The sequence below is a fragment of the Bradyrhizobium sp. HKCCYLRH3097 genome (assembly GCF_051167875.1).
Taxonomy (GTDB): domain Bacteria; phylum Pseudomonadota; class Alphaproteobacteria; order Rhizobiales; family Xanthobacteraceae; genus Bradyrhizobium.
This window is the reverse complement of sequence record NZ_JBNPTX010000012.1, coordinates 193,908-212,828: the sequence shown is the minus strand read 5'-3', so window position 1 is coordinate 212,828 and position 18,921 is coordinate 193,908. Positions and strand designations below refer to the sequence as shown.

Below are 18,921 nucleotides of genomic sequence, written 5' to 3'. Positions count from 1 at the left end.
GACCCCGCCTCGGGGGCGGTCAAGCAGGCCTTAATTGTTGCTAAACGGGAAACACTGTCCGCCGGCAGTTTTCAACGATCCGCACATCTTGTTGGCCTCTTCCTTCGTCGCGAAGGGCCCGACGGCTGCGCGGTACCTGACGCCGCCCTTCTCACCCAGATCCATCCGCTTGATGATCGGCTCATATTTGCCCAGCACGGCGCCGTACTTGTCCTGCACCGCCTTGTAGGACGACATCGCCTCCGCCTCGCTGGCCTGCGACGAGATCGAGACCAAGTAGCCGCCGGTACGATCGGTCTGGGTCTGCTCGGTGACCGGCACGGCCGCGGCGATGCGCGCCGGTGCGGCCGGCTGCGGTGTCAGCGGCATCGGGCTGTCGTTGGCGGCCGACGCATTGGCGTTGGCCGGCGATTTGCGGCCCTTCGGCGTCGCCGCCGGCTTGGCTGCAGGCGTCGCCGGCATCGGCGGATCGGCCGCAGCAGCCTGATTGCCCCCCGTCACGGACAGCGTCTTGATCGGACGCGGATCACTGTTGGGCAAAATGCCGTTGGCGTTGGCCATCTGCGACATCGGGGCCGCCCCGGCGCTGACCGGCGGCGGAGCCGCATTCTGGTTCATCTGCGGGAACACCACGCGCGGATTGCCGCCGCGGGCGTTCAGATCCATCGGCGTCTCCTCGCGGGACACCAGCTTCTCGCCGCCGTCATTGCCGAGCAGACGATCCGGCACCTTCGGCGTCGGATCCTGCTGGGCCATGATCTTGGTCGGACTGTTGTCGGCGCGAATGATCGGCGGCTCGCCGGTACGGCCGGACGAGATGTAGGTCTTGTAGCCGTAGGCGCCGCCGGTGCCGACCACCGCAAGGGTCAGCACCGCGAGCACGGTGCTCATGCCGCTGCGCCGCCGCGGCCGCTCCTCTTCCTCGCCCTCGTCGTAACCGTCCTGATAGCCGTATTGGCCGTCCTGGAAATCGTTGTCGCCCTGAAACCCCTGCTGTCCCGAGCCCATCTGCCCAAACAGCGCATCGTCATAGCGCGAGGAGTCCGGCTCGTTGTCGTCGAAGCCGTTGTCGCGGTTGTAGTCGCGGTCATTCTCGGCAAACCCGTGGCGCGACTCCCCGACGCTGTAGTCGAGCTTGGACAACTGATCGGCGAACTCCGCGTTCGGATAACCCGGCTGCTGCCGGGGGGCGGGCGCGGGCGCGAAATCCTGGTCCGGGAAACCCGGCTGGCCGCGCGGATCCTGATAGCCCGCCGGAAAGGCCGGCGGTGCAGGCGCGGGCTGCGGCGGCTCGCGGCCGATGTCGGCGAAGGGGTTGGCGGCGGCAGGCTGGGCACGTTGCATCCAGGCCGGAGCGCCGGCCGGAGGCATGCCGGGAACCGGCTGTTCCGGCGCGGGCGCCGCGGGGCGCGCCATCGGACGCGGTTGAGATTGCGGAGTTGCCCGGCCCGAGGCGGCAAAAGGATCGTTCTGCCCGATCAGGCGAGCGAGTTCGGCGAGCGGATCGGCATCGGCCTGCTGGTTTCCACCACGGCCAAAACCATCAGCGGGAAAGGGTCTGTCCTGGTAACGATCAGCCATCGTGATGAAGCGTCCCTGCGGGTGAGCCGCATATGCGTCCTAAGGCGGACCCTGCCAGATTGAGGCCCCCAACTGAAGTCGTGTGTTTCCCCCAATCAGCGCATTGCATCAGGAGCATTAACGCCCAAGATCGCAAGTCCCGACGCCAGAACCGAGACGACGCCCTGAACCATGGCCAAACGTGCCTTGGTCAATTCTGCATCATCATCGATAATGAAGCGTAAATAGGGCAAATCCCGCCCCCGCGTCCAGAGGGCGTGAAATTCGCTTGCAAGTTCATACAGGTAGAAGGCGATCCGGTGCGGCTCATGCGCCAGCGCTGCGCTCTCCACCGTACGTGGGTACAGTGCCAGGCGTTTCAAGAGGTCGTGTTCGGCCGAGTCGGAGAGTTTTTCGAGGTTGGCCTCGCGGAGGAACGCTAACCGCGCCCCCTCGTCCTCCGGCAGGTCCTGGAGGCTCTCCCGCGCATTGCGAAAGATCGAATGCCCCCGCGCGTGGCCATACTGGACATAGAACACGGGATTGTCGCGCGACTGCTCGATGACCTTGGCGAGGTCGAAATCGAGCACGGCGTCGTTCTTGCGGTAGAGCATCATGAAACGGACCGCATCGCGCCCCACTTCATCAACAACTTCCCGCAAGGTGACGAAGTCGCCGGAGCGCTTCGACATCTTCACCGGCTCGCCATTGCGCAACAGCTTGACGAGCTGCACGACCTTGACGTCGAGCACGGCCTGTCCGGCCGTCACCGCTTTCACCGCCGCCTGCATGCGCTTGATGTAGCCGCCGTGATCGGCGCCGAACACGTCGATCAGGTCGGCGAAGCCGCGCTCGAACTTGTGCCGGTGGTTGGCAATGTCGGAGGCGAAATAGGTGTAGCTGCCGTCCGACTTGATCAGCGGCCGATCAACGTCGTCGCCATAGGCCGTGGCGCGGAACAGAAGCTGCTCGCGATCCTCCCAATCCTCCACCGGCGCGCCCTTGGGCGGCGGCAGACGGCCTTCATACACGTCGCCCCGCTCGCGCAGGAACTCGATCGTGTCGGCAACCTTGTTGGTGCTGCCTGCAATCAGCGAGCGTTCCGAAAAGAACACGTCATGACGGATGTTGAGCGCGGCGAGATCATCCTTGATCTCGGCCATCATCATCGCGATCGCCTTGTCGCGCACGATCGGCAGCCACTCGGTCTCAGCGAGCGCCTTGAGCTTGTCGCCGTGCTCGGCCGCGAGCGCCTGCCCGACCGGCTTGAGATAGTCGCCGGGATAGAGCCCTTCCGGAATGGCGCCGATGTCCTCGCCGAGCGCCTCGCGATATCTGAGGAAGGCGGAGCGCGCGAGTACGTCGACCTGCGCGCCGGCGTCGTTGATGTAGTACTCGCGCGTGACATCGCGGCCGGCGAACTGCAGCAGGCTGCATAGCGCATCGCCGAACACCGCGCCGCGGCAGTGCCCGACATGCATCGGCCCGGTCGGATTGGCCGACACGTACTCGACGTTCACCTTCGGCGCGCCGGGCACCGGCGCAACGCGGCCGTAGGCGGCGCCTTCGCGCAGGATCGTGCCGAGCGCTTGCGCCCAGACTGCCGGCTGTAGGGTCAGGTTGATGAAGCCGGGCCCCGCGACATCGACCTTCGCCACGAGAGCGTCGGCACGCAGCCGCTCGGCGATCACATCGGCGAGTTCGCGCGGCTTGGCCTTCGCCTCCTTGGCGAGCACCATCGCGGCATTGGTGGCCATGTCGCCATGGCTCGGATCGCGCGGCGGCTCGACGACCACGCGCGAAAGATCGATGCCTTCGGGCCAGCCGCCCTGCTTGGCGATGATGGCGCAGACGGCGTGGACACGCGCGAGCATGTCGGCAAAAAGGTAAGGCGTGGAAGCTTGTTCGACCATGCCGCCGCCTAACGCAAATCCGGAGTCGAGTCAAAAAGCCGGTGGTGCTCGGTTAAGGCGAAACGGTCCGTCATTCCGGCGATAAAATGGCCGATGCGGCGAGCCCGATCGCCCTCGCCGTCGCAACCGTCCAGCCAGCCAGCGGGCAGCGCCGAACCGTCCTCATGGTAGCGGCCGTACAGGTCGGCGACGATGCGCTCGGCGTCGCGCATCACCCGCATCACCCGCTCATGGCGGTACATCCGCTGCCAGAGGAACCCCTTGATCGTCGCCTCGTGCTCGGCGACATCGGCCGGAAACGCCACCAGCGGCCCGCTATGCCGCCTGATGTCGTGAGGCGACATCGGCTGCGCCCGCGCGATCCGGCGCTCGGCCTCGGCCGCTACGGCTGCGATCAGGTAGGAGATCAGCTCGCGCACCAGCTCGGCGCCGCGCCGGATCGGATCGAGCGCCGGATATTGGCGGTCGATCTCGGCGATCATCGCGGCCAGCAGCGGAATCTCCTTGAGGTCGTCGACCGTGAACAGGCCGGCCCGCAGCCCGTCGTCGATGTCGTGGGCGTCATAGGCGATGTCGTCCGCGAGCGCCGCGACCTGGGCCTCGAGCGAGGCGTAGCTCCACAGCTCCAGGTCGAACCGGGTATTGAACTCGGCGATTCCCGGCGGGATCGGCTCCTGCAACGGCCCGTTGTGCTTGACGATGCCCTCGAGCGATTCCCAGGTCAGGTTGAGTCCGTCGAAATCCGGGTAGCGCTGCTCGAACGACGTGACGATGCGCAATGTCTGGGCATTGTGGTCGAAGCCGCCATGGTCCGCCATGCAGCGGTTCAGCGCGCGCTCGCCGGCATGGCCGAACGGCGGATGGCCGAGATCATGCGCCAAGGCCAGCGTCTCCGTCAGGTCCTCGTCGAGGCCGAACTGCCGGGCCAGCGCGCGGGCGATCTGGGCCACTTCCAAAGAATGGGTCAGGCGGGTGCGGTAGTGGTCGCCTTCGTGGAAGACGAACACCTGGGTCTTGTGCTTCAGCCGGCGGAAGGCGGTCGAATGGATGACACGGTCGCAATCCCTACGGAACGCGCTGCGGGTCCGGGACGGCGGCTCGGCGAACAGGCGGCCCCGGCTGCGATCGGGATCGCAGGAATAGGGAGCGCGGGGGGCAGCCATTCCGACCGACACGGGCGATTGTTCCTTTTGCGGTTTGATTCCTCGGCGGAGCCCACTTAACTATGGGGAGCGCCCGGCACCAAATGAATAGGGCATGACGCGCTACCTCGGAGACCTCCTGCCATGACTGATGCCTCGACCGGCCCCGTCACCATCAGCGAACGCGCCGCCCGCCGCATCGGAGAGATCCTCGGCAAGGAGAGCGCCGGCGCGATGCTGCGCATCTCGGTCGAAGGCGGCGGCTGCTCCGGCTTCCAGTACAAGTTCGACATCGACCGCGCCAAGGCCGACGACGATCTCGTCATCGAGCGCGATCGCGCGGTCGTGCTGGTCGATCCGGCCTCGGTGCCGTTCCTCGCCGGCTCGGAGGTCGATTTCGTCGACGACCTGATGGGCGCCTCGTTCCGGATCAATAATCCCAACGCCACCGCCTCCTGCGGCTGCGGCACCAGCTTCTCGGTCTAGCGCCCCCTCGTTGTCGGCTCAGGCCTCCGCCGTCGCCGCCGGGACATCGGACGGCGCAAGCGCCGGCGCCTCGACGTTTGGCGCGGGCGTTCCGATCGCCTTCAGCATTGCCGCCACCATGGCCGGCTTGCGCAACGGCTTGGCCAGAAAGTCGGTCATGCCGGCCTCGCGGCATTGCTTGATGTCGTCCGGGAAGGCGTTCGCGGTCAGCGCGATGATCGGCAGCTCGGCGAGCCGTCCACCCTTGGCCCGGATGGCCCGGGTCGCGGCGATGCCGTCCATCTCCGGCATGCGAACGTCCATCAGCACGAGGTCGAACTCCTGTTCGTCGGCCGCCTTCACCGCCTGCAGGCCATCCGGAACGATGCATTTGTCGACCGGGAACTCCTGCAGCATCTTCGACACAACCATGCGGTTGGTGGCGTCGTCCTCGGCGATCAGCACGCGCAAGGGACGGCCGAGCGCCTCGATCCGTGCCTTGAGGTCGCCGGCGCCGACCCGGTCGCCGCGCTGATCGGACACCTGCTTGTCGCTCCACGGCAAGGTCAGGCTGAAGCGGAAGGTCGAGCCTTCGCCCTGCACCGACGACACCGCGATGACGCCGCCCATCTGCTCGATGATCCGCCGGGAGATCGCCAGCCCGAGCCCGGTGCCGCCGAAGCGGCGGTTGATCGAGGCATCGGCCTGGGCGAAATCCGTGAACAGCTTGCCGACCCGATCGGCGGGAATGCCGATGCCGGTGTCGGAGACGCGCCACTCGATCGTCGCCCTGTGGTCGTCGCGCGTGCGGCAGGCCACGGCGATGGTGATGCCCCCCTGCTCGGTGAACTTCACCGCGTTGGAGGCGAGGTTGATCAGCACCTGACGAATGCGCGCCACGTCGCCCTTGAGCGCCGGCGGCAGCTTCGGATCGATGTCCGCTTTGACCAGCAGGCTCTTCGATTTCGCGTTGACGCCCATGATGGCGGTGACCGCCTCGACCAGCGCCGCCGGCGAGAAATCCACCGTCTCGAATTCGAGCTTGCCGGCGTTGAGCTTGGACAAATCGAGGATGTCGTTGAGGATGCGCTGCAGGTTGTCGCCGGACTCGCGGATCGTCATGACCGCGTGACGCTGCTCGTCGTCGAGCTTCGTCTCCAGCAAGGTCGAGGCGAGCCCGAGCACGCCGTTCATCGGGGTGCGGATCTCGTGGCTCATCATTGCCAGGAAGTCGGATTTGGCACGGCTTTCAGCTTCCGCCTGCTCGGCCCGCCAGCGCTCGGTGACGTCGCGGCCGAAGCCGCGATAGCCTGCGAACTTGCCCTCATGGTCCCGCGCCGGCCGCGCCGTCAGCGCCCAACGGCGGCGCTCGCCGCCAGCCACCACGACATGGATCAGAATTTCCGGGATCGACAGCCGCTGCGCCATGCGATCGGCCAACGTCTTGAGCGTCGCCGTATCGGTCGGGCAGAGATATTTCAGCGTATCGATCAGCCGCTCGCCCTTGAGCTGATCGAGCGGAAGCTGGGCCACGTCGGCGAAGCGCTGCGGCGCGTCGATCAGACGGCCCTCGGCATCGGTCTGCCACAGCCAGCTCGCGGCGTTCTCCTGGAATTCCTTCAGGAGCAGCGAGATCGTCTCGTTCTGGCGCTCGTGCCGGATCTGCGCCTTCAGGTTCTCCAGGAACACGTTGCCGTGCGACACCAGGTGCCGCACCATGAACGAGGTGTAGAGCAGCAGGAACACGACGAGCACGAGATAGGTCGTGCCGCCGCAAAGAAACAGCGAGCCCACCGAGGCGAGCATCAGGGTCCAGGTGTAGGCGAGACCAGCCCGCGGCACGCTCGACATCGCGAAGGCGCCACCCGAGATCATCCCGGTCATCAGCGAGCCGACGATGATCTGCAGATGCGGATCGACCTGCGGCATCACGATCAGCGGCAGCGATCCCCAGATGGTCGCCAAGAAGAACGCCTGCAACGTCATCCGGGAGATGGCGCGCTCGGACGCCTCCTGCGGCCGTGACTTGCGCGCGCGCCACCAGCCGCGCAGCGCCATGCCGCCGGCCACCGCGATCGCAGCGCCCCACGCGAAGAGAAAGAGATTGGAGACGGTGTTCCAGAACACGCCAAGAATGATCGCCGCGTTGGCGAAGTTGATGCCGATGGTCACGGGGACGAGGCGCGCGACGGCATCGACCTGCCGCGCCCGGATGCGCCGGCGATCGCGCTCGGTCAGCGCTTCGTCGTCGAGACCTTCGATGGCGCCGAAGCCGCCAATCCAAATGAAGAAGGCCCCCAGCGGGCTGCCGCCGGCCGTTCGCTTCGAGCGCGTGGGATCCCCAGGCCATTTCATGAGCGCGCAGAACCTTCGTTGTGATCCCTTGCCATGCCTGATCGGCTGCTTCAGCCGCGTTAATTGTTCCGCCCGTAGAATTACGGAACCTCCGAATGCGCGCGCTGGCAGCGCCGGATGCAACTCATCGTTCCCGCGGCACGATGTGCCCGAGTCATGATCGTCCGTTTTCCCCTCGTTCAGGTCGAGGGCGCAGGGAATGCCGGGTGCTGGCCGCAACCCATGGCCCGCCTGCAGAAAGAAAGCAGGCGGCAGTCACCACAGGTCCAGCCGGTCAACCGGCATTCCCTGCACGACGGCTCTACGCCTTATACGCATTCTCCCCGGGGACCGGGCTGTCTTGCCCCCGTGACCGGCGGATCATCGTCACCACCGGCGTGGCCTCAGCGTCGGGAGACCAGGACCATGCGATTTCGGCGTGCGCCATGTGCCGTTCGTCCGCACGGCATCACGCCATGCTGCGGCCCACGACGCCCATCGCATCCCACCCCGCGTGTCGTGACGATCGCGATACGCCCCTCGTGCCGGGGTGGGACGGCGACATAGGAGCATGAATTCTGTAAAAGCGAAACAACGATATTTTTCGCACCGGGACTGGACAGGGCAAATCAGCTTGAAGGCGCTCATGAAATTAATCTCTCGGCGCACGCCTATTCGACGCCGGCTGCGCCCATTGGCATCGCCAACATGGGTCATGCGGTGGATCGATTTGCCCGACGTGCACGCCGGATCACAATCACCACGTCGTTGTTCGCTGATCCCTCACAGCACCGCGCCGGAGGCGTAGGCACTGGCCCAATGCGGAAAACCGTTTTCGGCGGCACGCGCCGCCGCGTGATCCCAGTCATAGGTCAGCGCCAGCAGCTCGGCCTGCCAATGTCCGCGTCGCTCGGTCAGAACCGCGTAGCGCGCGTGCGGCGAGCGATGTTCGAGCTGGGCTGCGATCGGGATGTCGCCGAACACCGGGCAGCCGACGCTGCCGGGGTTGATCACCAGCGGCCCACGGGGCACCTGCACCACCGCCTGCCGATGGCTGTGGCCGCACAGGACCAGCGTGGCACCGCCGATGTTGGTGAGACGTGAGATGAGCACGTCGCGGCGCGCCGGGACGTAGCGGCCATCGTCCAGCATCTCTTCGAGCAGGAGGGCGCAGTCATCGTCTGGCGTGCCATGCACAGCGAGGATGCCCTGCTCCAGCGCGAGCCATCGCGGAAGCGCGTGCAACACCCGGCGCTGCTCGGCGGTCAGCGCCGCGCGAGCGAAGCGGCCGGCGGGAGAGAGCTTCTCTTCCGGAAACTCCTCGATCCAGCGATCATGATTGCCACGCACCGTCGGCAACTCCAGCGACTGCAGCAAGTCGAATGTCTCGCGCGGCCACAACGGGCTGGTCACGCAGTCGCCGAGATTGACGGTGGCATCGACACCGCGTGTCTCGATGTCCGCGAGCACCGCCTCCAGCGCCGGCAGATTGCCATGCACATCGGAAATCACTGCCAGCCGCATCGTCGTCTCCTTCGTCACGCGGTTCGATCGGTCCGTTCAAGGCAAAGTCTTAGCATCTTCGTCATTGCGAGCGAAGCGAAGCAATCCAGGGCCGCGCGTGGGACTCTGGATTGCTTCGCTTCGCTCGCAATGACGGCGGATAGGCCGGTGTCCGAAGCGACGCCAGCGGGCGGCGCGTGCCGACGATCCTCAAAGAAACGCGCGGATCACAACCTTACAGGAACAACCGTCAACACCGGCGCGCGGCCTGCATAACGCAGCAGCAATCGGTGCGTCGGATAGAAGATCACGAGTGGCAGGCCGATCAGGAGCATCCCGAACCACGCCGGTCCTGGCATGAAGCTCTGCGCCACGGCGTCGCTGAGGCCGTAGACGTAGTTGATGTTGACCGGCAGGTCACTGGTCGCGGGTGGCGGCGGCATCAGGAAGTAGCACACCGACAGCAGCGCCCAGGCGCCAGCCGTCCACACCGCGAAGGCGCGACGGTCATAGCCGAGCCGCCACACCAGCCACGCCAGCACGAAGGGCAGCCAGAAATGGAAGAACGACAGGCTGCGGGTGAACAGCGGCAGCTTGGCGTCGAACATGTAGGCCGTCATGCCCGTGATCGGCAGGCCTGCGGCGGTGCCGAGGAAGTCGACCACCCACAGCGCCTGCGGCAGCAGGATTCCCACCGCTGGCGCCGAGGCCAGCAGCGGACTCTCCAGCCAGACCGCGGCGAGCGTGGTCAGCAGCGCAACGTCGCAGAAATACAGGAAGTTGGTCGGGCCATAGGCCATCAGATAGGTCGGCACCAGCACCGCGCAGAAGGCGCTATAGGCAAGCTTGAACCACAGCGGAATGCCTGGCTTTGCGGCCGTCTCCATCGATCCCCTGCCCCTGAAATACGAGTGTTTTTGCAATCGCGCGGAGATTGCAGGCAGAGCCGTCGTCGCGTCAATCAGAGCGCCGGCGATGTTCGTAGTCAGCGTTAACGAGAGTTTGCGGGGCGCAGCGCAGCTGTGTGCAGTTTGCTAGATTGGCGGCTTCAAAACTGCAACGAGCCTCACTCCGCTGGTAGGATCGACCGGCTGACGTTCCTGATGTCCAATGTCTCGCAGGAAGATCTTGCCTTCCGCCGTCCATCGCCCGAAACGGGTATTGATCACATCCATCAGTCCGAACGCCGCAAGCGCCTCGATGGCATCTTGGCCGGCCGACATCGCAAGGCTGTCCACGTCGTCATCATATTGCGGCAGATATTGCATCACCATGGATGCCAACGCAGACAGGATTTTCTTTTCGCCTTCGGTCATGTCGTTCTCTTCCGGCGGTTGTGGTGGGCTTCATACCTTGGAACCGTTTACGAAGATACTCCAGTGTTGCGCTGTGAGATACAGCGCCCTCTCCCCTTGCGGGAGAGGGCTGCACCGGCCTCTCGACGCACTCATTTGGGCGAGGGGTATGTCTCCGCGATCGACGCATGGGGAGACATACCCCTCCACCCAACCGAGCTTGTCGCAGTGTCCGACATGCCCTCTCCCGCAAGGAGCGAAGGCGCAGTCATGCGCATCGCTCGCGCTGCGGTCATGCGTTCAATATCTGCTCGGAGTGCCTCACTGCGCCGCACCGATCGCGAATACGTCCGCACGCTCGATGATGAGGTCACGAAACAATCGCGCCCGGTGCGACATCCATTGCGGATCGGGATAGACGACGTGCAGCGGCAGCGACGGCACGTCGTAGTCGGGCAGCAGGTGGACCAGGTTTCCTGTCGCGATGTGCTCCACGGCGCACCAGTCCGGCAGCACGGCAGCGCCCAGGCCTTCGAGCGCTGCTGATGCCATGATGTCGGCGTCGTCGCAGGTCAGCGACGGGGTGATGGCCACGACGTGGCGGCCGGTTTCGGATTCAAAGCTCCATTCGTTCTTCGGCGACAGCCGCGAATAGGTCACGCAGGGCAGTTGGCGCAGATCGTTCGGCAGCCGCGGCTGGTGATGTCGCGCGAGCAGCGACGGCGCGGCGACCAACAGCCGCTTGACCGTGCCGACGCGACGCGCGACCAGCGAGCTCGATGGGAGCACTCCGATGCGGATCGCGAGCTCGGTGCCGGTTTCGACGAGATCGACGAACTGCTCGGTGAAGCGGATGTCGAGCCGCACCTCGGGATAACGGCGGCCATATTCGGCGAAGACGTCGCTGAAGAAATGGCGGCCGAACGAGGTCGGCACCGTCATCCGCAAGGTGCCCGACGGCGCGCCGACGCGCTTCGGCGACGGCATGCCCGCGCTCTCGAACAAGGTGACGATGTCCTTGGCGAGCTTGAGGACGCGATCGGCCTCGGCGGTCGGCCGCAGCTTGCGCGTGGTGCGGACGAACAGGCGACAGCCGAACTGCTCCTCCAAGAGCGCGATGCGCTTGGTGATCGCCGGCTGTCCCAGGCCCAGATCGGCCGCGGCCTGGGTGAAGCTGCCGGCCTCCATGACGCGGATGAAGGTCTGCAGCGCGTCGATCCGGTCCATCCATTCCTCCCCGGAATGAGTTTTATTCTCGTCATTCCGTATACGTCAGGAGGCAGGCCGGTCTAGCCTCTCAAAAAATCAAACGGAGGGAGACCATGGAGAAGTCGATTGGCATCGTCGGGGCCGGCATCGGCGGGCTGCACCTGGCGCTGTATCTGCAGAAGCAAGGCATCCAGGCCACGGTTCTGACCGACCGCGAGCCGGAACAGTATGCTGCAACGCGGTTGATGAACACGGTGGCCCATCACGGCATCACCGTGGCGCGCGAGAACGAGCTCGGCGTGAACCACTGGGACAGCCCCGAATTCGTCTATCACCACCACGATCACTTCTTCAATTTCCCCGGCAGCCCCCTGCTCTTTCGCGGGGCCTTCAAGCAGCCGAGCCGCGCGGTCGACTACCGGATCTACCTGCCGGCGCTGATGAAGGATTTCGAGGACCGCGGCGGCGCGATCGAATATGCCAGCATTCAGGACGACGACATTCCGGCGCTGGTGGCGCGCTTCGACCTGCTGGTGGTATCGACCGGCAAGGGCGCGCTGGGGCGGATGTTCAGCCACCGGCCGGAGCTGTCGCCCTACAACCAGCCGCAGCGCCTGCTCTGCGTCGGCCTCTATGACGGCGTCGACCACGGCAGCCCCGAGGGCGACGATCCGCGCGGCGTGACGCTGTCGGTCTCTCCGGGCCATGGCGAGATGATCGTGATTCCGACGCTCACCTTCGGCGGCATGAAGACGGCGCTGCTGATGGAGAACATTCCCGGCGGTGACATGGCCGAGCTGGTGTCGCTCAACTACGACGCCGATCCCTCGGCCTTCCGGCAGACGCTGCTCGACAAGCTGGAGAAGCACCATCCGCACACCTACAACCGGATCGACACGCACCGCTTCGATCTGCAGCCGCTGGACCTCTTGCAGGGCGCCGTGGTGCCGACCGTGCGGCGCTCCTCGGTCAGCTTCGACGACGGCAAGATCGCGATTGCGCTCGGCGACGTGCACTCCGTGGTCGATCCGATGATGGGCCAGGGTGCCAACATGGCCTCCTATGCCGCGTTTGAACTCGGCAAGGCGATCACCGAGGCGGTGGCGTTCGACGACCGCTTCGTCGAGACGGTCGATCGCGCGCGCGAGAACCGCGTGCTCGCCGCGGCGCGCTGGACCAACCTGATGCTGCAGCCGCCGTCGGAGGCGATGGGCCGGCTGATCTTCACCATGGCGCAGGATCGCGGGCTCTGCGACGAGTTCACCGACAATTTCAACTATCCGGAGCGGCAGTGGGACCGGCTGGCGAGCGAGCGGCGCATTCATGCCTGGATCGACGAGCGGACGCGGCTCGCGGCGTGACGCGTGATGACGGAGAGCGGCCGATGAGCCATCATCCCGATGCCGCGGGTTTTCGCGCAGCCGCGTCGCGGTTCTCCACCGGCGTGACCGTCGTCACCAGCAACGATGGCGACGGCGCGCCGGTCGGCATGACCGCCAACAGTTTCACCACGGTCTCGACGCAGCCGCCGACGGTGCTGGTCTCGCTCAAGCGCGGCCGCACCTGGCAGGCGGTGAGCGCGTCCGGCCGCTATGCGGTGAATGTGCTCGCGGCCGATGATGTCGCGATCGGCCGGCATTTCGCCGGCGCGGCCCTCGCACAGGGCGCGCCTGCCTTGGAGGCGCGTGACGGCTTCTTCCTGCTGCCGGCGGCCATCGCGCAATTCGGCTGCGAGGTCGTGAGCACGGTCGAAATCGCCGACCACACGCTGTTCATCGGCGAGGTCCGCTGGTGCCGCCACCAGGACGGCCTGCCGCTGGCATTCTACGCCAGCCGGTTTCGCAATGGGCTGGGCGCGGAGATATTGCCAAGCGATGGGCTGGCGTATCCGGCGGAGGGGTGGACGATCTGATCGCGCGGGCGGCCAGTGTCCTTCAAGCCGCCGCTGCTTACCCTCATGGTGAGGAGGCGCGCAGCGCCGTCTCGAACCATGAGGCCGCAGCGTTGGCCTCGCCCTTCGAGACGCCCGCCCGCGGCGGGCTCCTCAGGGTGAGGAGCGAGAGGTTCTCTCTTCAACGAAAATCTGATGCGGTCCGCCGGGACGACTTAGTGAGCCAAACATCGTCACATTGAAGACTGCGGGTCCGGCACAGTCGTGAGGCTCAACCGCCGATCAGTCCGGGGTCGATGCCCCCCGTTGTGGCGGCTCCAGAATGACCGAAGCGCGGCCACGTGACGATCGAACCTAATTTTACGTCCCGTCCGGCGTCGTCGTCAAATGGATCGGCACTGCAGGTACGAGGCCTGAGGCTGATGATCCACAGCAGTTCCGCTCGTGCTGGACTAGCGACGCTCGTTCAGCATCGGGAAGCCGCGCTGATGCCGGACCGGATAGGCCGCCGGCGTGTCGCTCGCGGCGTCGAGCGTGGCCACCTGCTCCGCCGTCAGGCTCCAGCCGACCGCGCCGATATTCTCGATCAGCTGGCTCTCGTCGCGGGCGCCGACGATGATGGTCGCGACCGTCGGGCGCCGCAGCAGCCAGTTCAGCGCCACCCGTGGAATGTTGCGCCCGCCTGTGATTCCCACGCCATCCGCCTTGACCGGAGTGGTCGCGGCTTGATCTAACCGGGGCCGTTTCTCCTTCCCCCCGGGAACCTCAAGCCAATGCGTATCGCCACTTGGAACGTCAATTCGGTCCGGCAGCGGATCGATCACCTCCTGACCTGGCTCAAGGACTGCTCCCCGGACATCGTCTGCCTGCAGGAGATCAAGTGCACGGACGACGCATTCCCGCGGCTGGAGATCGAGGCGCTCGGCTACAACGTGGTGACGCACGGCCAGAAGACCTTCAACGGCGTCGCGCTGTTGTCGAAGCTGCCGTTCGACGAAACCAAGTCCGGGCTCGACGGCGATGCCGAGGACGTGCATGCGCGGTTCCTCGAGGGCGTGGTCAGCCTCAAGAGCGGGGTGGTGCGCATCGCCTGCCTCTACCTGCCCAACGGCAACCCGCCGAACACGGAAAAATATCCCTACAAGCTCAAATGGATGTCGCGGCTTCGTGACTACGCGCGTGAGCGGCTGAAGACCGAGGAGCCGCTGATCCTCGCAGGTGACTTCAACGTGATCCCCGCCGCCGCCGACGTCTCCAACCCCGAGGCCTGGGTCGAGGACGCGCTGTTCCGCCCGGAGACGCGCGAGAGCTTCCAGTCGCTGCTCGGCCTCGGGCTCACCGACGCGCTGCGCGCCGTCACCGACGCGCCGGGGCAGTACACGTTCTGGGACTATCAGGCCGGCGCCTGGCAGAAGAACGCGGGGATCCGGATCGATCACCTGCTGTTGTCGCCGCAGGCCAGCGACCGGCTGGTCGAGGTCGGCATCGACAGCTATGTCAGGGCCTGGGAGAAGCCGTCGGATCACGTGCCGGTGTGGGCCGATTTCGATCTCGAGACCGCGTAACTCGAGGACGGTCCATGACGATCTACACACGGCGGCAATTGTTTCCGCTCGCAATCGTGCCGCTGCTGGCGGCGAAGCCGGTGCTTGCCGCCGACCTGCAGGCCACCATCGCCGGCATCGAAGTCGACAGCGGCGGGCGACTCGGCGTGGCGCTGCTGAACACCGCGAGCGGGGCGCTCAGCGGCCATCGGCTCGACGAGCGTTTCCCGATGTGCAGCACCTTCAAGGCGCTGCTGGCGGCGGCCATTCTCGCCAAGGTCGATGTCGGCACCGAGCAGCTGGCGCGGCGCATTCCGATCGCGCAAGCCGACATCCTGTCCTACGCACCGGTGACCAAGGCCTATGTCGGCACGTCCGGTCTCTCGGTTGGTGAGCTGTGTGACGCCGCGGTGACGCTCAGCGACAACACGGCGGCCAACCTGCTGCTCGCGACGCTCGGCGGCCCGTCCGGCCTGACCCGTGCGATCCGCGGCTTCGGCGACGCCATCACCCGGCTCGACCGCATCGAGCCCGAGCTCAATGAAAGCGTGCCGGGAGATCCGAGGGACACGACCACACCAGCGGCAATGGCCCAGACCCTGGCGAAGCTGACAACCGGCAATGGGCTGTCGCCGGCCTCCCGCGATCAGCTGACGGCCTGGCTGATCGCCTGCAAGACCGGCGGTGCCCGGCTGCGCGCCGGCCTGCCCGGCGAATGGCGCGTCGGCGACAAGACCGGGACAGGTGAGCACGGCAGCGCCAACGACGTCGCCGTGATCTGGCCTTCAGGGCGCGCGCCGGTCATCGTGAGCAGCTATCTCACCGAGACCAAGGCCAGCGACGACAAGCGCAACGCGGTTCACGCAGCGGTCGGGCGGGCTGTTGCGGACGTGCTCGGGGCTTGAACCGCGCGCGCGCCGAGATCAATCTCGCGATAGACCGCTGCAATCGCGTCGAAGCCGGCGCGGAGCTGGCGCATCTCGCGGCCCGCAAGGCGCACGTTGATGCCGGCATCGTGAGGTAGCAGGCTCGCCGCGGCATACAGATCGTCGATCCGCGCAAGTGCACCGACGGAATGCTGACGGAGCGCAGCGCGATCATGCCCCGGCGGTAACACCAGCACGGCTGTCCCAAAGGCGCGGTGGCCCTTGAACATCGCCATCGCGGGAGCGCGCAGATGCATGCGGTCGATCAGGAGTGGCTCATCGCCCGGTCTGCGGACGATAAGGGTGGAGTTAAGCTCGCGGAACAGCCGCCCCTGCCCGTTCGGATCGTGCATCGTGAAGGCGTCCGTGACGAGCGCCGAGGCGTCTTGCGCACAGTCCAATTCGAGCACCTGGCACAAGGCAGCATCGGGAAACAGGATGCGCGGCTCGGGCCTGTAGTCGAGCGACGCATGGGTCTCGACACGCAGCAGCACCTGCTCCATGGCACGTGCGCCCGGCTCGGCGCGATGGACTGAGGTGGCGCCCTGCGTGGTCACGCAAACGGCTGCACCCGCATGGAGCGTGAAGCGCTGCATCAACCGGTCCTCGCCATGCACCGCGCCACTGCCGGTCTGCAGGATCACGCTAAGCAGGTCCGGCCGATCCGCATCGGTGTGGAAGCTGCGCGTCAGCACGAACGGCCAGGCGAACAGCCGGCGGTCGATCATGGTGCGGCCGCCGCGCCGGACGAAGGACAGATCGAGCCGCGGCGGCTTTGCGCTGAGATCGCTCACGTGCGGAACAGCACCTCGCGTTCGAGCAGATCGACGATGGCGTTGATCCCTTCGCCACGGCGGCAATTGGTCAGCAGCACCGGCCGGCCGCCCCGCACCTCTGTCGCCTCACGCTGCATGCGGGCGAGATCGACGCCGACATGCGGGGCGAGATCGACCTTGTTGATCACGAGCAGATCGGCGCGGATCACGCCGGGGCCGCGCTTGCGCGGGATGTCGTCGCCGCCGGCGACGTCGATCACGAACATCCAGAAATCGGTGAGGTCGCGCGAGAAGGTCGAGGCGAGATTGTCGCCACCGCTCTCCAGCAGGATCAGCTCGACGCCGGGAAAGCGCCGCTCCAGTTCGTCGGCGGCCTCGATGTTGAGCGTCGGGTCCTCGCGGATCACGGTGTGCGGACAGGCGCCGGCTTCGACCGCCGACACGCGCGCCGGGTCGATCAATCCCGAGCGGCGGACGCGCTCGGCATCCTCGGCGGTGACGAGATCGTTGGTGATGACCGCGATGTCGATGCCGCGCGCCTGCAGCGCCGGGATGAGGCGCTCGACCAGAGCGGTCTTGCCGGAGCCGACCGGACCGCCGATGCCGACGCGCGCGGCAGTCATCGGCGCATCGGTGCGGGTGAGAGCGAGACGGCTCATCGCAGCATGAACCTCCTCGCGAGCGGCACGGTCGTCGCGGGCGGGCACATCAGCAGCTTGCCGTCGGCACGGACCTCGAAGGTCTGCGGATCGACCTCGACATGCGGCATCGCCGCGTTGCGGACCATGTCGGTCTTGCGCAGCCGGCGCACGTTCTTGATCTGCACGGTCTCACGGCCGAGCCCAAGCTTGGCGCGGATGCCGGCGTCGACCGCGAGCTTCGACATGAAGTTGACGCCGAGCCGCTGTGGCGCTGCGCCGAGCGCGCCCCACATCCGCTTCTGGATCATCGGCTCGGAGAGACCCAGACTGCCATTGCCGTCGCCCATCGCGGCCCAGACAGGGAAGCCGTTCTTGATCACCATGTAGGGCTTGAGGCCGAACGAGGCGCGCGGCCACAGCACGAGATCGGCCATCTTGCCGACCTCGATGGAGCCGACGACATGATCGATGCCGACGGCAACAGCGGGATTGATGGTGAGCTTGGCGACGTAGCGCTTGATGCGCTCATTGTCGGCGCGCGCGGTCGTCTCCTCCGGCAGCCGGCCGACGCGGTCCTTCATCACGCTGGCGAGCTGCCAGCATTTGGCGACGTTCTCGGCGAGACGTCCCATGCCCTGCGTGTCCGTGCCGAAGATCGAGATCGCGCCCATGTCGTGCAGGAAATCCTCGGCCGCCATCGACTGCGCCCGCACCCGCGCCTCGCCGAACATGACGTCTTCAGGCGCGTTGTAGTTGAGCTGATGACAGATCATCGTCATCGGCACGCCCTCCTCCATCCCATACGAGGTGTAGGGATTGGTCGGATTGGTCGAGGACGGGATCACATTCGGCCACGACACCACCTTGAGCAGGTCCGGTGCATGGCCGCCTCCGGCGCCCTCGACGTGATACATGTGGATGGTGCGGCCGTCGACCGCGGCCATCGTGTCCTCGCAGAAGCCGTATTCGTTGATCGAGTCCGTGTGCAGATGCACGGCGAAATCGTTGCGATCGGCGGCGGTCAGGCTCTTGTCGATGACGTCGGGCGCGGCGCCAAAGTCCTCGTGGATCTTGACCGACATGCCGCCGGCCGCGACCGCCTCCTCGACCGCTTCGGGGTTGGAGCCGCCGCGGCCGAACAGCGCGTAGTTCAGCGGCGAGAACTCGATCGATTTCAGGAAGTGCCCGAAATTCGGCCCCGAGCCCGAGCCGACATCGAACACCGGCCCGGAGCCGTTGCCGATCATGGTCGTGGTGCCGCCGGCCAGCGCATGGTCCGACTGTTCCGGCGAGATCAGATGGGCGTGGCTTTCGATCGCGCCGGCAGTGACGATGAACGGCCCGCCGGCGATCGGCGCGGTGGTGTGGCCCACCACCATGTCCGGATGCACGTCCGGCATCACGTCGGGATTGCCGGCCTTGCCGATGCCGACGATACGCCCGTCGCGGATGCCGATGTCGGCCTTCACGATGCCGGCGACGGCGTCGACGATGGTGGCGTTCTTGACGACGACGTCGAGGATCTTGTGGGACGACGTGCGGTGGCCGGCGATGGCCTCGCCGTCGCGCAGGTTCTTGCCGGCGCCGACCAGCAGCTCATGGCCGTAGGTCGTGTAGTCGTGCTCGATCTCGGCGAGCAGGCTGGTGTCGGCGAGCCGGATGAGATCGCCCTTGGTGGGGCCATACAGCTCGGCATAGGCGCGGCGGGTCAGCGTGGCCATG

Annotated in this window: 16 protein-coding genes and 1 pseudogene; 5 read left to right on the top strand and 12 right to left on the bottom strand. The window is 66.2% G+C overall.

All coding sequences use genetic code 11. The features are described from left to right. Nucleotides 1-30: 30 nt before the first annotated feature. The 3 genes from ACQR0U_RS26105 to ACQR0U_RS26095 form a co-directional block, all read right to left on the bottom strand. Nucleotides 31-1,581, bottom strand: a complete 1,551-nt coding sequence (locus ACQR0U_RS26105) for an SPOR domain-containing protein (RefSeq protein WP_434843731.1) — start codon at nt 1,579-1,581, stop codon at nt 31-33. A 95-nt stretch (nt 1,582-1,676) separates the two neighbouring features. Beyond that, nucleotides 1,677-3,473, bottom strand: coding sequence for an arginine--tRNA ligase (argS, locus tag ACQR0U_RS26100; RefSeq protein ID WP_434843732.1), 1,797 nt, complete (start codon nt 3,471-3,473; stop codon nt 1,677-1,679). Between the two features lie 8 nt (nt 3,474-3,481). Next, on the bottom strand, nt 3,482-4,648 hold the full coding sequence (locus ACQR0U_RS26095) for a deoxyguanosinetriphosphate triphosphohydrolase (RefSeq protein WP_315827520.1): 1,167 nt from the start codon (nt 4,646-4,648) through the stop codon (nt 3,482-3,484). Nucleotides 4,649-4,759: 111 nt separating this feature from the next. Here ACQR0U_RS26095 and erpA point away from each other — a divergent pair, with 111 nt between their 5' ends. Next, entirely contained in the window at nt 4,760-5,101 is a 342-nt protein-coding gene (gene erpA, locus ACQR0U_RS26090; RefSeq protein ID WP_434843733.1) for an iron-sulfur cluster insertion protein ErpA, read from the top strand. 18 nt (nt 5,102-5,119) lie between these two features. Here the strand turns inward: erpA and ACQR0U_RS26085 are convergent, their stop codons facing one another. The 5 genes from ACQR0U_RS26085 to ACQR0U_RS26065 form a co-directional block, all read right to left on the bottom strand. Further along, nucleotides 5,120-7,435: an ATP-binding protein gene (locus ACQR0U_RS26085; RefSeq protein WP_434843734.1), complete on the bottom strand. Its 2,316-nt coding sequence runs from the start codon at nt 7,433-7,435 to the stop codon at nt 5,120-5,122. A gap of 762 nt (nt 7,436-8,197) precedes the next feature. Further along, on the bottom strand, nt 8,198-8,938 hold the full coding sequence (locus ACQR0U_RS26080; protein ID WP_316186120.1) for a metallophosphoesterase family protein: 741 nt from the start codon (nt 8,936-8,938) through the stop codon (nt 8,198-8,200). 206 nt (nt 8,939-9,144) lie between these two features. Then, the gene (locus tag ACQR0U_RS26075) at nt 9,145-9,804 is read right to left on the bottom strand and encodes a hypothetical protein (protein ID WP_434843735.1); all 660 of its coding nucleotides are present in this window, start codon (nt 9,802-9,804) and stop codon (nt 9,145-9,147) included. 147 nt (nt 9,805-9,951) lie between these two features. Beyond that, nucleotides 9,952-10,233 (bottom strand): hypothetical protein, encoded by a 282-nt coding sequence (locus tag ACQR0U_RS26070; protein ID WP_316186118.1) that lies wholly within the window; start codon nt 10,231-10,233, stop codon nt 9,952-9,954. Nucleotides 10,234-10,533: 300 nt separating this feature from the next. Continuing rightward, nucleotides 10,534-11,439 (bottom strand): LysR family transcriptional regulator, encoded by a 906-nt coding sequence (locus tag ACQR0U_RS26065; RefSeq protein ID WP_434843736.1) that lies wholly within the window; start codon nt 11,437-11,439, stop codon nt 10,534-10,536. Nucleotides 11,440-11,534: 95 nt separating this feature from the next. On the opposite strand from ACQR0U_RS26065, the gene styA reads away from it, so the two are divergent. After that, nucleotides 11,535-12,782 (top strand): styrene monooxygenase subunit StyA, encoded by a 1,248-nt coding sequence (gene styA / locus ACQR0U_RS26060; protein WP_316188273.1) that lies wholly within the window; start codon nt 11,535-11,537, stop codon nt 12,780-12,782. A 23-nt stretch (nt 12,783-12,805) separates the two neighbouring features. Beyond that, nucleotides 12,806-13,333, top strand: coding sequence for a flavin reductase family protein (locus tag ACQR0U_RS26055; protein WP_434843737.1), 528 nt, complete (start codon nt 12,806-12,808; stop codon nt 13,331-13,333). Nucleotides 13,334-13,764: 431 nt separating this feature from the next. Here the strand turns inward: ACQR0U_RS26055 and ACQR0U_RS26050 are convergent. Continuing rightward, a pseudogene (locus tag ACQR0U_RS26050) lies at nt 13,765-14,013 on the bottom strand (aldo/keto reductase); the annotation flags it as partial. Nucleotides 14,014-14,085: 72 nt separating this feature from the next. On the opposite strand from ACQR0U_RS26050, the gene xth reads away from it, so the two are divergent. Next, nucleotides 14,086-14,877, top strand: a complete 792-nt coding sequence (gene xth / locus ACQR0U_RS26045; protein ID WP_434843738.1) for an exodeoxyribonuclease III — start codon at nt 14,086-14,088, stop codon at nt 14,875-14,877. Between the two features lie 14 nt (nt 14,878-14,891). Beyond that, nucleotides 14,892-15,761 (top strand): class A beta-lactamase, encoded by an 870-nt coding sequence (gene bla, locus ACQR0U_RS26040; protein WP_434843739.1) that lies wholly within the window; start codon nt 14,892-14,894, stop codon nt 15,759-15,761. Here the strand turns inward: bla and ACQR0U_RS26035 are convergent. From ACQR0U_RS26035 to ureC, 3 genes are read right to left on the bottom strand one after another with little or no spacing between them, the layout of a single operon-like run. Continuing rightward, a complete protein-coding gene (locus ACQR0U_RS26035) occupies nt 15,716-16,576 on the bottom strand; it encodes an urease accessory protein UreD (protein ID WP_434843740.1) in 861 nt (286 codons plus the stop codon). The two genes, bla and ACQR0U_RS26035, sit on opposite strands and share 46 nt — an antisense overlap. Beyond that, nucleotides 16,573-17,217: an urease accessory protein UreG gene (gene ureG / locus ACQR0U_RS26030; protein ID WP_316225528.1), complete on the bottom strand. Its 645-nt coding sequence runs from the start codon at nt 17,215-17,217 to the stop codon at nt 16,573-16,575. Before ureG ends, ACQR0U_RS26035 begins: the two co-directional genes overlap by 4 nt. Next, nucleotides 17,214-18,920 (bottom strand): urease subunit alpha, encoded by a 1,707-nt coding sequence (ureC, locus tag ACQR0U_RS26025; protein ID WP_434843741.1) that lies wholly within the window; start codon nt 18,918-18,920, stop codon nt 17,214-17,216. The genes ureG and ureC overlap by 4 nt, the downstream gene beginning before the upstream one ends. Nucleotide 18,921 lies beyond the last annotated feature (1 nt).